This window comes from Shewanella sp. KCT (assembly GCF_007636505.1).
Classification (GTDB): Bacteria; Pseudomonadota; Gammaproteobacteria; order Enterobacterales; family Shewanellaceae; genus Shewanella; species Shewanella halotolerans.
This window is the reverse complement of record NZ_LVDJ01000009.1, coordinates 209112-223864: the sequence shown is the minus strand read 5'-3', so window position 1 is coordinate 223864 and position 14753 is coordinate 209112. Positions and strand designations below refer to the sequence as shown.

Sequence of the window (14753 nt, the reverse complement as noted above, 5' to 3'; positions counted from 1 at the left end):
CGTGATATTTAAGCATCAATGGATGCGGCCAAGCAGTTAAAAATTAAGGGTATTTCTGAAATATTTTAGCATCAATGGATGCGAGGAATATTGACATCAGGACTTGAGCCAACATCAATGAAATTGATTAAATCAGAAGTTTGAGTTCGATACAAGTAGCAGGGGTATCTAGGTTGCGCGATTTTCAACGAGTGTTAAGGGAGGTTTAAAGGTGGTTCAAAACCTTCCGAACTTAGATTTTCAAAACCCTGCGACCCGCGACCGTATTCAAAACCAACCGTTCCCATTTTCAAAATCAAGCGGCGCGCTACATCCCTGCAGAACTAAGAAAAGTTAAGTTACTATAACAAGGCGTATATAAAATGAAAATTAGATGAATTTAAATTCGATCGGTTTTAGAATGTGCCTTCGCTAATATAGATTGGCGATTAAATCATCAAGATAATAAATACTAGACCCTGACTAATAGACCCGTCGATATTGACCAATATCGACCAAGCGATAATGGAATCACATGACAGATCATCTCAATTTACATGATGCAATGGCTGCGCTCGATGAATATGGCTATGAGCAAAAACACAGCAGCGAACTGAGTCAGGCCCGCACCCATGCGCAGATGGATAAATATCTTAGATCGTTAGGCTTCAATCTGCGCAGATTGCTGATTTTGCAAGAGGTCGTTGGCAAGCTGGTCGACGAAGAGCAGGCCAATCTGGCCCGCCAGGAAAACATTCAGACCTATAAGACCAAGGTGATTAACCTGTCCCGCGAATATGGCATCTCTTACGACCGCGTGTTAGAGATCATGCAGCAAGGAGTTAAGTAAACCAAATAACCTGCCAGATAGCAGGTTATTTTCCATTACAGCTTAAAGGTCGAAATTAGGGATTCTAGATCCGCCGAGCCCGATTTTATCTGCTCACTGGTACTGCCAATCTCCTCACTCTTCTGCTGATTTTCCAGCGAAATATCGTTAATCCGGGTCACATTCATATTCAGCTCGGCGATCACCGCGCTCTGCTCCTCGGTCGCCGTGGCGATCTGGATATTCATGTCGGAGATCTGTCTGATGGAGGACTTGATGGTCTGTAGCGCCTCCACCACCTGACTGGTTTCACCTACCGTCTGCTCCGACTGCGCCTTAGCCCTGGCCACCGAGGCGTTGACACTGTCTACCGAGGCGCGGATCGCCTCTATGATGGCATTGATCTCCTGGGTCGATTCCTGGGTTCGACTGGCCAGGGTGCGCACCTCATCGGCCACCACGGCAAAGCCGCGTCCCGCCTCACCGGCCCTCGCCGCCTCGATGGCCGCATTAAGCGCCAGCAGGTTAGTCTGTTCGGCAATGCCGACGATCACATCTAATATCTGGCCTATCTTGCCCGAGCTTATCTGCAGCGCCTGAGCCTCATCGGCAGTCACCTCTAACTCATTAGACAGGCCTTTAATCTTAGCCACGGCGCCATCGACAACGGCCACGGTATCATCGGCTTCACCATCGGCACTACCGGCGCTATCGGCGGCAAGCTGGGCATTAGACGCCACCTCAGAGGAAGCCATAGACATCTCGTTGATGGCGGTGGCGACGCTTTGGGTCTCCGCCTGCATGTTGGCCGTTACCATACTGGCCTGGGCCGAGATATCCGCCAGCCCTTCGGCCAGTTCGCGACTGTGGGTCACAGAAGCGCTCACCGAATTGACCAGCGCCTGTATCTTGGCAACGAACTCATTAAAGCTCGCCGCCACCTGTTTGAGTTCATCCCGGCCCGACTCTTCGAGCCTCAGGGTAAGGTCGCCCTCGCCTCGCGCGATATTTTCAAAGGCGGCTATGGTGTCGGCCATAGGCGCCGAGATACTGCGGGAGATGGCCCCTAAGATCAGAATCACAGGCAGCCACACCGCAATGCAGATCAGCAGATACTTGTAGATGAAGGCCTGCATCTCCTCTTGGATATCATCCACATAGATGCCGGTCCCGACTATCCATCCCCAAGGGACGAAACGTTTGACCACACTCATCTTAGGGCTCGGCGCCGAGGCATTGGGGCGATTCCACATATATTCGATCAGCGCATAATCGCTGTTTGCCGTACCTGTCACCATCTTCTCGAATAGCCTGACACCATTGGGATCTTTCATCCCCAACACATTGGTGCCCACCAGCTTCTTGGCAAAGGCATGCTGCACCATGATCCCTTGCCTATCTATGGTCCAGAAATATTCGTTACCCTCATACCTAAGGGCATCCAGAGCGGCGATGGCGTTGCGCCTGGCCTCTTCCTCACTCATGGTGCCGGCTTGTGACGCCTCATAAAACTGGCTGATCACCTTCTCGCCAACATCCGATAGCGCCGATAACTTGGCCTGCTTCTCCTTAACCAAGACCTCTTCGATATTAGCCAGCGCAAATACAAACATGATGCCAGTCGCGACGATGGCAAGCAGTAGCATAAAAAGCAAACGATGGGCAATTTTAAACTTGCGAAACAGGGCATAAATGGCGTTCATGGCGATCACCTTCAGGCAAGTGACAGAAATAATTAGGACATCCCTTTAAATCTCGCCTATTCAAATCCTTTTGTCAAAGCCGCTAACTACCTATAAATGCATACTTTAGTGGACTAAACAGGGGTCGAAAGCAGGATATAATACCTATTGGTTAATTATTCGTCTGTGTCGGCCGATAACAACTAAACTAAAGTGTCAGTACTTTTTATAAGGGTAATCTTTCACGATGAAAGCTAAGGGAATAGTGCTTCTGGTCATAGTCGTTATGGGGCTCTTATCGATCAACTGGTGGGGTGGCAAGGCGCCCGCTACCGAGCCACCTGTAAAGTTAAGAATTGCAACCTCTACCACGCCACTGAGTGCGCCCCTGATCATCGCCAGAGAATTAGAGCTGTTTAAGCCCTACAATTTGGATATCGAACTTATCCCCCTGCGCGGTGGTCACCTCTGTTTTCAGGCGATGATCCAGGGCGTAGCGGATCTGGCGACCAGCTCGGAAAGCGTGATCATGTTCAACGGCTTTGAGCGCAGCGACTTTCGTCTGCTGGCAAGCTTCGTCGAGTCGGATAACGATCTCAAGCTACTCACCCTCAATGATGAACAACCCAAGAGCATCATCCAGCTCAGCGATAAGAAGATAGGCATGGTCAAAGCCAGCTCAAGCGAATTCTTTGCCGATGCTTTCCTGATCATCAGTGGTCATCAACAGCAGGATTTTGAGAAGGTATTCATGTCCCCCCAGGCGTTAGGGCCAGCGCTGCTGGCCGGTGACGTCGACGCCATTTCGGTATGGGAACCCTTTGGCTACAAGCTGATCGAAGAACATGGCGATGCCATCTATCAATATCCGGGTAAAGGGATCTATAACCTTTCCTTCAATCTGGTCACCTCGGCTGCCAACGCCAGGCTGCATGAAAAACAACACGCCGATATTCTGCGGGCGTTAAAGAGTGCGCAACACTTTATTAATCAGCACCCTCAAAGTGCCAAACAGATCATCAGTGACTATCTGGATATCTCACTGTCCGAGCTGGAGTGGGCGTGGAATGATTACGTATTTCGGCTATCTTTAAATAACTCACTGATCTCAAATTTGCATGCACAGGCACGCTGGGCGATAGCCAGCGGCGCCATCGATGCAAAAGTACCCCCGGATTTTAGGCTGCTTCTGGATGATTCAGCACTCAAGCAGGCGCTCGATAACTAGGACGTTAACAGCAAATGATGATCAATACCCGGTTGAAATTGTTGCTCTTTATCAGCCTTTTTCTGACAACTACCATACTGTTAACCTTTGCCGGGCTGAGACACATACAGCAGGAAAACCTGCAGCAGCTTTCCCATATCATGCAGCTGGAAAGCAGCATAGACGTGCTCAGGAGCCGGCTCTGGGCCCTGCAGGAGTTTCAGGATGAGGAGGTATTGACCCAGACCCTCAACGCCCATCAACAGCTCAAAACCAAACTTGCCGAGGCGCAGTTCTTAGCCCCCGCGACTAAAGTATTAACCACCAATTTAAATCGTCAGGCTGACAGCTTGGCCGCACTGCTCAAACTCACCCAGCAGCATATGAGCTCACCGCCGCAGCGGGGCATCATCTCCGCCCGCGGCATGTTAACCACCCGGTTTAACATCACGATACAGTCGATGAGTGAAGATCTCACCAGTCTGCAACGCCTGGTGATCGACAGTCTGGCCGAGCAGCAATCACAGATCCTCTCGACCACGATTCTGTTCCTATTGGCGGGTTCCATCATCTCGCTACTGGTCACTATCTCGACCCTCAAGGCGTTCAGAGAGAGCCTGTACCGTATGAAGATGGGGATCAGCAAGCTCAGTCAAGGGGATCTGGACAGTCACATCGAGATAGTGCACCAGAATGAGCTGGCGATACTGGCGCAGAAATTTAACGCCATGACCCACAAGCTCAAGGAGACAACCATACGCAAGGAAGCGCTCCAGGGCGAAGTGGCGGCGCAGACTAAACAGCTCAAGCGCCAGACTCAAAAGCTCAAGTATGTGGCGGAACACGACGACCTCACCGGCCTCTATTCCCGTAGCGCCTTCGAGCGCCAGATAGATACCGCCATCGCCCGCTGTCAACGCACCCAGATGCACGCCGCCATGTTATTCATCGATCTGGACAAATTTAAACAGGTTAATGACAGCCTGGGCCATGATAATGGCGACAAGGTGCTATCGACGGCGGCGAGGCGTATCCAGAGTGCGGTGCGCAGCTCAGACATCTGCGGCCGTCTGGGGGGAGATGAATTCGTGGTCTGGCTCGAGCCCATCAACGACATCGAAGAGGTGACCATAGTGATCGATAAGATCATACGTCAGATCTCACCGCCTATCGTCTGTGGCCGCACCACGGTTTCACTCACCGTCAGCATAGGCGTAGCCATGTATCCGCGGGACGAACTCACCCGCCTCAGCCTGATAAAAATCGCCGACGACAACATGTACCAGGCCAAACAGGTGAAGGGTAACAGCCACCGCTTTACCGAACAGATAGCCCGCCAGGTTGACAAAAAGCTGGTAGGCGAAAGCCAGACAGATGAAAGCCAGGTGGGCTAACTAGCCCGCAGTGACAGACGCCGCTGCAACTGCTTGAAGTTAACCCGAATAAGTAGCAAGCAAATCAAGCCGATAAGATAGAGACTCGGCTCAATCACCTCAGATTTCACCGACCAATAAAAATGGATAGGCGCCAGTAAGGCCACCAGATAGACCCAGTTATGCAGCTGTTGCCAGCGACGCCCCATGGCGCGTTTGACCCTGGCAAAGGAGGTGATCGCCAGCAGCAACAAGATGAGATAGGCGGTGGCGCCTACCAGAATATAGGGCCGCTTAACAATCTCACTCAGCAGCAGTTGCCAGGCGAACAGCAGATCCAGGCTTAAGAAGGCCAAGATATGCAAGCTAGCATAGGCAAACACATACAGGCCCACTAAACGGCGAGTTTGCATCAAGAGCCCTAGCTTAAAGTATTTCGCCACCGGCGAAATGAGCAGTACGGCGATCAGCGAATTGATCGCCCCCATTCCGGTATAGTGGATGATGTACTGGACGGGATCGCCCCCAAGCTGGTCATTTAATACGCGCCACACCAGCACCACCAAGGGCACCAGCGCGATGAGATGAAATGCTATCTTTAAGGGCAACAGATGCCTGGCTTGCAATCGAAACAAAGGCTTCTCCTTACTGGGTCACTTTAATATATGGAGGCTTAATAGTATTGGCGCAGGTTCATCCCCTTATAGAGATGGGCTACTTGCTCGCCATAACCATTAAAGGGCAAGGTCGCGATACGCTGGGCCGAGAATATCCCGCCCTCGCCTATGCGACGCTCCGTTGCCTGAGACCACCTTGGATGATCCACCTCGGGGTTTACATTAGCAAAGAAGCCATATTCGTGAGGCGCCAACTGATTCCAGCTGGTGGGAGGCTGCTTGTCCATCACGCGGAGCCGCACCACAGACTTGATGCTCTTGAAACCATATTTCCATGGCACCACCAGTCGAATAGGCGCACCGTTTTGCGGTGGTAGCGTCTTGCCATAGAGACCGACTGCCATGAAGGCCAGCTCATTGGTAGCCTCATCCAGCCTTAGCCCTTCGACATAGGGGTAATGTATACCGCCGCCCATCAGGCGACTCTTCTGCCCCGGCATCTGGTCGGGATCGAACAGGGTCTCAAAGGCAACATGGGTCGCCCCCGCCTTGACCCCGGCCTTAGCCAGCAGCGCCTTCAGGGGAAAGCCCACCCAAGGGATCACCATAGACCAGGCCTCGACGCAGCGCAGGCGATAGATGCGCTCTTCCAGTGGCAGCAACTTGGTCAGGTCATCCAGATCCAGTGTCAGCGGGTTGTCTACCATGCCCTCTACCCTCAGCGTCCAGGGATCCACCTTAAAGCCTTGAGCATTCTCGAAGGGATCTGTCTTGCTGGTACCAAACTCGTAGTAGTTATTATGGGTGGTCACCTTCTTCTCGGGGGTGAGGCTCTCCTGTTGGCCGTAAGCCTTGTTGCCGCTAAAGGCTAACGGATGCGTCACAAAGGGGGCATGGGGCTCAGACTTACCGAACAGATCAAACAGCCCTGCCTGCACCTGGCCGGGTATGCTTGCCCCCAGCGCGCCGAGGCCAAGTGCCTTGATGATGTTGCGTCTATCGTTAAATACCGCCTCTGGCGTGACATGCGCACTCTTCTCTTGCCAAGCCTTTCTTCCTGTTGCCCTGATGCCCTTCGCCATATCTGTTACCACCTTTTATCCATTGCGTTTCAGCCCATGCTTAATTAGATAGTCAAAACCCTTAAAAAATTTCACCTAAATAATATTTAACGAACAAGTGTTCGTCATTTGCCCTATCTCCCCTTGAACCTGCACTGGCCTCATGAGAGGCTTAACGCCAAGCTTATAACGGGTATCGACTATGTTGACAGAACTTCCTTTATCTCTCCCACAAATCATCGTCTTAGGCGCGGTGGCCATGTTAGCACTGCTGATCGGTGCCCTACTCAACCAGCGACTCACCCGCAGTAAATGGCTGAGGGTCAGAGAGGAACTCGTCCAGGAGCACACCACAGCCATCGCGCTGCTGGAAGCCTCACTGGAAGAGAAGCGCAGCGATATCGCCCAGCTCAACCAGAAGCTTGAACACCAGATTAATCTACTCGGTATGAGCCAGGCCCAAGCCCAGCGCGCAGACGATCTCGAGCAGCAGCTCCAGCAAAGCCAACGTAAACAGATGGAGACGCAACTGGCCCTGTCCAAGTCTAATGCTATTCAACAGACCCTGACGGTAAAGTTTGAGACAGAGCAGCAGGCACTGGAAGACAAGATTAAGCACCTGCATGAATCTGAGACCCGCCTGACCCAACAATTTGAAAATCTCGCCAACAAAATTTTTGATGCCAAGGCACAGCGTTTACAACATGAGAGCGAACAACAGCTCTCTAACGTCCTGTCTCCCTTTAAACAGCAGCTTGAAGGTTTTAGAAAGCAGGTTCAGGAATCTTACACGGTTGAGCAGAATGAACGTAGCGCCCTCAAGCATCAGCTGGAATCGCTCAAGGCGCTAAACCTGCAGATGAGTCAGGATGCCATCAACCTCACCAAGGCGCTTAAGGGAGACAACAAGCAGCAAGGCAATTGGGGGGAAGTGATCCTCGAGCGCGTACTGCAAGAGAGCGGCCTCAGAGAGGGTCACGAGTATGAGACCCAGCAGGATCTCAAACACGACAACGGTAAACGCTTCAAGCCGGACGTGATCGTACATCTGCCGGAAAACAAAGATGTGGTGATCGATGCCAAGATGTCGCTGGTGGCCTACGAGCGTTACTTCAACAGCGAAGATGAGACCGTCAAGGCGGCCGCCATCAAGGAGCACTGCCTGTCGATCCGCAACCACATAAAGGGCCTCAGTCAAAAGGATTATCAAGCGCTTCACGGCTTAACAAGTCTGGATTATGTGCTAATGTTTATTCCATTGGAGCCCGCGTTCCTGTTGGCACTCGAGCATGAGCCCAGCCTGATCAACTATGCGCTGGAGAACAACATCATGCTGGTGAGTCCAACAAACTTGCTGGTGGCGCTGCGTACCATCAACAACATCTGGCGCTATGAATATCAGAACCAAAACGCCCAGCTGATTGCCAAGCAGGCGGGTAAGATTTACGACAAGTTATGCGGCTATCTCGAAGACATGGAAAAGATTGGCCGCGCGGTGGAGTCGCTGGACAAGCACTACCAGGCGGCCATGGGCAAGCTGAGCACGGGTAAGGGCAACTTGATCCGCCAGGCCCACCAGATGCAGCAGATGGGCGTCACCACCAACAAGCAGCTGGATAACCAGTTGCTCGATAAGGCCCTCAGTGACCACCTGGAGCATGACATAAAACTGAATTGATCCGGCGTTACACTATAGATGGGCAAGTAAATGGGTAAATAAACGGTTAAATTGCGTCATTGGACGAATCGAGCACAGCAGGAAAACAAGGATAGGAAGACAATGCCAAAGCGGTTAGGCACACTTTTTCAGGCAAAACGTTATCTCCTCTTAGGCTTAGGGGCGCTCATCCCTATGACACTGTCGGCCGCCGGCTTAACCCCAACCCAGCAGCGCTACCTGGATGCCAGAGAGGCCCTGGATAAGGGCCTGTTAGACAGCTATCAGACACTGAGAAAACAGCTCAATGGCTATCCCCTCACCCCATATCTCGACTACCACGCCGAGATAGATAACATTCTCGACGCGCCGGGTGCTAAGGCGCTGGAGGCTATGGCGCGCTTCGATGGCACACCTCTTTATAACAGCGCCCGTCACCGCTATCTGGAAAATGCCGGTAAGCAAAAACATTGGCACGATTTTCTCGCCATGAGCCCTGAGCTGCCCCGCAGCATCAACTTACAGTGCTATTACTACCGCGCCCAGCTAAGCCAGGGCGACAAGGCCGCAGCCTTCGACGGCGCCGAGAAGCTCTGGCTCCACGGCCATTCGCGCCCCAAGGAGTGTGATCCCCTGTTTAACGCCTGGGAAAAGGCCGGACATCGTAGCCAATCTCTGCTGTGGTCGCGCATGTTACTGGCCTTCAACGGTGGCGAGTATGGCCTGCTCAAGTATCTTGCCAGTAAGGTTACCGCCCACCAGAAAGAGGCCAAGCAACTCCTGGCCGTCTATCAAGATCCCCGCAGCCTAAGACACACCAAACGCTTCAAGGTTAAGGCCGCCATCTATGGCGATATCGTCGATGCCGGCCTCAGACGTCTGGCGCGAAAAGATCTTGTTAAGGCGGTCAGCCTGTTTACTAAGTATGAAAAGGCCCATCGCTTCAGCGACTATCAGGGGCAGAAACTGGCGCGCTACCTGATGAAACGCGCCCTAGTTTCCCAGGAGACAGAGCTCAAAGCCTTCGTCGATAGCCGCCTGCCCAAGACGGACAGCGACGATCTTAAGGTGCTGCGCCTGCGCTGGGCGATTCGAGAGGCTGACAATCTGACTCTCGACAACTACCTGCCCCTGCTAAGCGAGGCTAAGCGAGAGAAGGCCCGCTGGCAGTATTGGATAGCCAGGCGTCAGATGGAGACAGGTGCAAAGCTGGCCGAGACCGCGCTGCCGAGCTTAAGTAAACAACGCAACTTCTACGGCTTTACCGCGGCCGATCTGGTATCGACCTCGATAAACCTTGCACAGATAGACACAAAGCTCGACGAGAGCCTGACGCCACAGCTCGCCCAAGACCCAGGCCTTGCCCGCGTCGAAGAGCTGTTGGCGCTGGATAAAAAAATCGATGCCCGCGCCGAATGGGTGTTGCTGCTTGGCCGCCATCCACAGAACAAACAGGCGCAGTATGCCCTGCTGGCTCAACGCAACCAGTGGCACGATCTGACCGTACAGGCCAGTATTCAGGGCCAGCTGTGGAACGACATGACGCTGCGCTTTCCCTACGCCGCCGACGAGGCCTTCAAGGCCGCCAGCAAGAGTGCCAAAGTCGATATCGATGAGATCCGCGCCATCGCCCGCAGAGAGTCCGCCTTCTATCCCTACGCCACCTCTGGCGTGGGCGCACGCGGCTTGATGCAGCTGATGCCGGCTACGGCAAAAGAAACCGCCCGCAAACACGGTATGAAATACAGCGGCAGCAAGAGCCTCTACGATGTCTCCCTCAACACTGCTCTGGGGAGCCGCTACTACAAGTCGCTACTGGACAAGTTCGACGGTAACCGCGTGTTGGCTACCGCCGCCTATAATGCAGGCCCCCACAGGGTGACCCGCTGGCTGGAGCAGAGCCAGGGCAAGCTAGATGTGTATGCCTTTATCGAGTCTATCCCCTTCACCGAGACCCGCGAGTATGTACAGGCGGTATTAAGTTATCGCGCCATCTACCAGGCAAGACAACAAAAGCCGGTCGCCCTCTTCTCCGCCGAGGAGCTAGCGTTTAAATATTAACGCCTGCAATAACCGCTTTATTCGCTGCTTAGTTAACAGCTTAGTTAGCCTCTTGATTGCGTCAACTGGCCGTCAAGAGGCTGACGCTTTTATGACACCTTTACCTCACCTCGCCACTCGCAACCAGCCTCCACAATCCCCCCGTAATAAACCCGAGGACATGTCAAAATTCTGGCAACATTCCGAGCAATATATCTCTTAAGAAAAAGATGAAAAAAGCTGGCCAATCATAGACTTCTACCTCATAGTTAAGTGTCATCATCATGATGGTTTTTGACTATATCTTTGATTAATACCTGCTCGCCATTAAGGAGTTCCATGTCTCATACAAGTATCACGGCGATCTTAAACCAGCTGCAACGCGTGCTGTTGGGTAAACCCCATCAGATTAAATTAGCCCTCACCTGTATCCTCGCCAAGGGACACCTATTGATCGAAGATCTGCCCGGCATGGGCAAGACCAGCCTCTCCCAGGGGATGGCTCAGAGTCTGGGGCTGAGCCACCAACGCATTCAATTTACCAGCGATATGCTGCCGGCGGATATTCTCGGCGTCTCCATCTTCGACAAGGAACAGTCCCAGTTTGTGTTCCATCCAGGTCCCATCTTCAAGCAGATGATCCTGGCCGATGAGATCAATCGTGCCAGCCCCAAGACCCAGAGCGCGCTGCTCGAGGCCATGGCCGAGCAGCAGATCACGGTCGACGGCGTTACCCACGCCCTGCCCAGCCCTTTTTTCGTGATCGCCACCCAGAACCCCAGCGAGCAGTCCGGTACCTTTCCCCTGCCGGAATCCCAGCTCGACCGCTTCATGATGCGGATTTCCATCGGCTATCCCGACGAAACCGCCGAGTTGGCCATGCTGAAGGGGGAAGATATCTCGCCGCAACTGCAACACCTGCCCGCCTGTATCGATCCGCTCACCCTGATTGAGCTGCAGTCTCAGGTGACTAAGGTTAAGGCCTCTGAGGCGCTGCTCAACTATATTCTCGCCCTGATAAAAGGCTCGCGGCAGCTCAACGAAGGTTACGGGCTATCGCCCAGGGCCAGCAAGGCGCTGCTCAATGCCGCCAAGGCCTGGGCCTTCATTCAGGGACGCAGCTATCTGGTGCCCGACGATGTGCAGGCGGTGTTTGCCGCCGTGGCCGAACACAGGCTAAGACACACCAGCCAGCAACAGGGCGAGGCCCTCTCCCAGCGCCTGCTCGCCAGCACCAATCCCATATTATAAGCCTCACTTATTAAGCCCATGGCCAGGATGAAGACGAAGAGCAGTAGATTAACAGCATGGTGGCAGGCCTGGATCGCCAGACGCCTGCCCGCCAGCAACAAGGTGACCCTGGCGCACCGCAGCATCTTTATCCTGCCGACTGGATTTGGCCTCTTCTGGCTGCTGTTTGTGGTCTTGCTGTTTCTTTTTGGCACCAACTATCAGAATAATTTGGTGATCGGGCTTTCTATCTTGCTGCTTAGCCTGTTCAACACCTGCATCATCTACAGCTATCGTAATCTGGCGGGCATGACATTAGAGGCGAAAACCGGGCCCGAGGTCTATGCTGGCGAGACCCTGCTCTATGGCATCTCCCTCCATGCCAAACAGGTGCAACATCAGGTGGAACTCAGCTATGACAAGACCCAGGTACAGACCATAGACAGGGTAGATGAAAAGCCCCAAGAAGCGCTGATCCCCCTGAGCAACAACCAGCGAGGCTGGATCGATCCCGGCCGCCTCAAGGTAGAAAGCCGCTATCCGCTGGGGCTTTGCCGGGCCTGGTCCCATGTGGATCTCGCCAATGCGCAGATCGCCTTTGCGCAGCCCAAGGCAGGCCAGTATGAGCTTAACGCCGAGCAGCAAGGCGACGATCATCAGGCAAAAGATATGGGGAAGAGCGTTATCGGCGTCGAGGAGTTTCGCGGCCTCAAGCCCTTCGTGACCGGCGAATCGCTCAATCAGATCGCCTGGAAACAGCTGGCCCAGGGCCGCGGCATGCTCACCAAAGAGTTTGAGCAGCCCCAGAGTGCACCACAATGGCTGACCTTAGACACAAACGCGCCGTTAGAGGAGCAACTTAGCCTGCTAACCTGGGCGGCAGATAGGCTTGCTGCCAAGGGACAGGTCTTCGGCCTCAAGCTGCCAAACAAAACCTTAGCACCCGCCAGCGGCGAGCAACACAGACGTTTAGTGCTCGCCACTCTCGCCGTCTATCCTGTCGCCGTCTATCCTGAGCATCTGGAGAGTCCCCATGGCCGATAGCAAGAGCGAAAACATCGGCCGTCAAAGCCTGCTATGGTTGCTACTGATCAACCTCAGCGTACTGGCGCCCCTCTACGACAAGATGACCCCCTGGAGCATGGCCATCTGCGCCATCTGTCTCCTCTGGCGGGTGGGGATCTTTGCCGGTAAAGTCGCCAAGCCGCCGAGATACCTGGTCACCACACTGGCGATCGCCTCTGCCGTCACTCTCGCCTTAGTCACGGCGCAGATTGGTCTGCTTAACGGTTTGATCAATTTGCTGATCTTGGGCTATGCCCTCAAATATATCGAGATGCGTGACAGACGCGACGTACGCGCCGTGGTGCTGGTGGGCTTCTTTCTCATCGCAGTCACGCTAATCGAGAAGCAGAGCCTCTGGTTTACGCTGCAACTGACCCTGGTCGCCACCATTAACATCTGTGTGCTGGTCAGCCTCTATCTTAATGCCAGCTCAATTCGACGCACTGCCAAGCTTGGCGCCAAGATAATGCTGCAAAGCCTGCCATTGGCGATTGTATTGTTTATGGTGCTGCCAAGACTGCCACCACTCTGGCTGGTGCCAAATCCCAAGAATGCCACCACAGGGCTCAGCGACGAGCTCTCCTTCGGCGATATCGGCAAGCTGACCCGCTCAAGCGCCCTGGCCTATCGCGTCACCTTCGATAACAGCCGTCCTGCCAACAATCAGCTCTATTGGCGCGCTCTGGTGCTAGATCACTATGATGGCAAGACCTGGACCCAAGACCCCGGCATCAAGACGCTGCAGCGCCAGCGCATGGTGACAAACGCTCGCCCAAGCCCCGAAGGTACCTCGATAAACTATGAGGTGATCGCAGAGCCCAGTTACCAAAACTGGCTCTTCGGCCTGGATCTCGCCTACACCAATACCCGAGAGATCCTAGAGCTGCCCGATGGCCGCCTCTACGCCAAGACGCCCCTGAGTCAGAAATACCAGTATCGGGTCTCCTCCTATCCGCAGGCGAAACTGGATCCTCGTCTGTCACCTCAGCTTAGACGCCGCAACCTACAGGTACCGCAAGATTCCAATCCAAGATCCCGGGCACTAGGGCTTGAGTTGAAACGCGACTACCCGGAACCCGAGCGGCGCCTTAACGCCATCATGACGCTGTTTAATAAGTCGCCCTATTTCTATACCCTGGAGCCGCCTAGGGTGGGCCCACAACAGATCGATGACTTTCTGTTTGAGAATCGCGCCGGTTTCTGCGCCCACTACGCCAGTGCCATGGTGTTCCTCGCCCGCCAGTCAGGCCTGCCAGCCCGCATGGTCACGGGATACCAGGGCGGCGAGTGGAATCAGGCCGGCGGGTACCTCAGCGTCTATCAATATATGGCCCACGCCTGGGTCGAGGTCTGGCTCGATGGTAAGGGCTGGACCCGCTACGACCCTACCGCCATGATCGCCCCCGAGCGGGTCGAGGCAGGCTTCGATGCCATGTTCTCCCCCGAGCAGAGCTATCTGATCAACAACCCCTTTAGCAGCCTGAGGCTGCGTCAGTATCCCCTGCTCAATAATTTGCGCATGTCCCTGGCCAGCATAGATTACTACTGGAGCAAGTGGGTACTGGGCTTCGATGAAGAGAGACAAAGCCAGCTGCTCAAGGAACTACTTGGCGAGATCAACGCCACCAAGCTGGCGATCTTCATCATCGCCTCCTTCAGCGTCATCGCCCTGTTTATCGCCTACAGCGTCGGCCTGCTGCGCTTTTCTCGCCACCCAGATCCTGTCGTTGCGGGATTTGAGCAGATAGGCGCCATGCTGGCCAAACGCGGCCTGCCCCGTGCTCAGGGTGAGTCGGTCGATGCCTATCAAACACGGGTACTCGCTGCCGCGCCCGAGCTTAGCGAGCCAATGACGCGCTACACCACAAGTTATATGACCCTTAAATATCGCGCCCCCTCACCAAAGGCCAGCAAACAGCTTAAGCGCCAGCTGAAACAGGATCTGCGCCGCCTTCGCCTCGCTATCCTCAGGCTCAAAGGCCGCTTGGATACCAGCGAAACCACAGATTAGTG

General features: G+C 53.9%; 11 protein-coding genes. 8 read left to right on the top strand and 3 right to left on the bottom strand.

The window, feature by feature from the left end:
* Positions 1 to 514 precede the first annotated feature (514 nt).
* Positions 515 to 829: a hypothetical protein gene (locus tag AYI87_RS14275; RefSeq protein WP_144203206.1), complete on the top strand. Its 315-nt coding sequence runs from the start codon at positions 515 to 517 to the stop codon at positions 827 to 829.
* Positions 830 to 864: 35 nt separating this feature from the next.
* On the opposite strand, the gene AYI87_RS14270 is transcribed toward AYI87_RS14275, so the two are convergent.
* On the bottom strand, positions 865 to 2511 hold the full coding sequence (locus AYI87_RS14270; RefSeq protein ID WP_144203204.1) for a methyl-accepting chemotaxis protein: 1647 nt from the start codon (positions 2509 to 2511) through the stop codon (positions 865 to 867).
* Between the two features lie 226 nt (positions 2512 to 2737).
* On the opposite strand from AYI87_RS14270, the gene AYI87_RS14265 reads away from it, so the two are divergent.
* A complete protein-coding gene (locus AYI87_RS14265; RefSeq protein ID WP_144203201.1) occupies positions 2738 to 3718 on the top strand; it encodes an ABC transporter substrate-binding protein in 981 nt (326 codons plus the stop codon).
* 14 nt (positions 3719 to 3732) lie between these two features.
* Positions 3733 to 5091 (top strand): GGDEF domain-containing protein, encoded by a 1359-nt coding sequence (locus AYI87_RS14260; RefSeq protein ID WP_144203198.1) that lies wholly within the window; start codon positions 3733 to 3735, stop codon positions 5089 to 5091.
* On the opposite strand, the gene msrQ is transcribed toward AYI87_RS14260, so the two are convergent.
* Both msrQ and msrP read right to left on the bottom strand, forming a co-directional pair.
* Positions 5088 to 5705, bottom strand: coding sequence for a protein-methionine-sulfoxide reductase heme-binding subunit MsrQ (gene msrQ, locus AYI87_RS14255; RefSeq protein ID WP_144203195.1), 618 nt, complete (start codon positions 5703 to 5705; stop codon positions 5088 to 5090). The two genes, AYI87_RS14260 and msrQ, sit on opposite strands and share 4 nt — an antisense overlap.
* Before the next feature lie 38 nt (positions 5706 to 5743).
* On the bottom strand, positions 5744 to 6769 hold the full coding sequence (msrP, locus tag AYI87_RS14250) for a protein-methionine-sulfoxide reductase catalytic subunit MsrP (protein WP_144203192.1): 1026 nt from the start codon (positions 6767 to 6769) through the stop codon (positions 5744 to 5746).
* 181 nt (positions 6770 to 6950) lie between these two features.
* Between msrP and rmuC the strand changes: the two genes are divergently transcribed.
* The 5 genes from rmuC to AYI87_RS14225 all read left to right on the top strand — a co-directional run bounded on the left by rmuC (position 6951) and on the right by AYI87_RS14225 (position 14751).
* Positions 6951 to 8426 carry a DNA recombination protein RmuC gene (rmuC, locus tag AYI87_RS14245; RefSeq protein WP_144203189.1) on the top strand — a complete coding sequence of 492 codons (1476 nt, stop codon included), beginning with the start codon at positions 6951 to 6953 and terminating at the stop codon, positions 8424 to 8426.
* A 102-nt stretch (positions 8427 to 8528) separates the two neighbouring features.
* Positions 8529 to 10466: a transglycosylase SLT domain-containing protein gene (locus AYI87_RS14240; protein ID WP_144203187.1), complete on the top strand. Its 1938-nt coding sequence runs from the start codon at positions 8529 to 8531 to the stop codon at positions 10464 to 10466.
* Between the two features lie 318 nt (positions 10467 to 10784).
* On the top strand, positions 10785 to 11696 hold the full coding sequence (locus AYI87_RS14235) for an AAA family ATPase (protein ID WP_144203184.1): 912 nt from the start codon (positions 10785 to 10787) through the stop codon (positions 11694 to 11696).
* A gap of 27 nt (positions 11697 to 11723) precedes the next feature.
* Positions 11724 to 12719 (top strand): DUF58 domain-containing protein, encoded by a 996-nt coding sequence (locus AYI87_RS14230; protein WP_260865146.1) that lies wholly within the window; start codon positions 11724 to 11726, stop codon positions 12717 to 12719.
* Entirely contained in the window at positions 12709 to 14751 is a 2043-nt protein-coding gene (locus tag AYI87_RS14225; protein ID WP_144203178.1) for a DUF3488 and DUF4129 domain-containing transglutaminase family protein, read from the top strand. The genes AYI87_RS14230 and AYI87_RS14225 overlap by 11 nt, the downstream gene beginning before the upstream one ends.
* Positions 14752 to 14753 lie beyond the last annotated feature (2 nt).

What these genes read in the sequence shown, in the direction of transcription:
- AYI87_RS14265 (WP_144203201.1), top strand. Translation starts at nt 2,738, where the DNA reads ATGAAAGCTAAGGGAATAGTGCTTCTGGTCATAGTCGTTATGGGGCTC.
- AYI87_RS14275 (WP_144203206.1), top strand. Translation starts at nt 515, where the DNA reads ATGACAGATCATCTCAATTTACATGATGCAATGGCTGCGCTCGATGAA.
- AYI87_RS14270 (WP_144203204.1), bottom strand. Translation starts at nt 2,511, where the DNA reads ATGAACGCCATTTATGCCCTGTTTCGCAAGTTTAAAATTGCCCATCGT.
- AYI87_RS14230 (WP_260865146.1), top strand. Translation starts at nt 11,724, where the DNA reads ATGAAGACGAAGAGCAGTAGATTAACAGCATGGTGGCAGGCCTGGATC.
- AYI87_RS14260 (WP_144203198.1), top strand. Translation starts at nt 3,733, where the DNA reads ATGATGATCAATACCCGGTTGAAATTGTTGCTCTTTATCAGCCTTTTT.
- rmuC (WP_144203189.1), top strand. Translation starts at nt 6,951, where the DNA reads ATGTTGACAGAACTTCCTTTATCTCTCCCACAAATCATCGTCTTAGGC.
- AYI87_RS14240 (WP_144203187.1), top strand. Translation starts at nt 8,529, where the DNA reads ATGCCAAAGCGGTTAGGCACACTTTTTCAGGCAAAACGTTATCTCCTC.
- AYI87_RS14235 (WP_144203184.1), top strand. Translation starts at nt 10,785, where the DNA reads ATGTCTCATACAAGTATCACGGCGATCTTAAACCAGCTGCAACGCGTG.
- msrP (WP_144203192.1), bottom strand. Translation starts at nt 6,769, where the DNA reads ATGGCGAAGGGCATCAGGGCAACAGGAAGAAAGGCTTGGCAAGAGAAG.
- AYI87_RS14225 (WP_144203178.1), top strand. Translation starts at nt 12,709, where the DNA reads ATGGCCGATAGCAAGAGCGAAAACATCGGCCGTCAAAGCCTGCTATGG.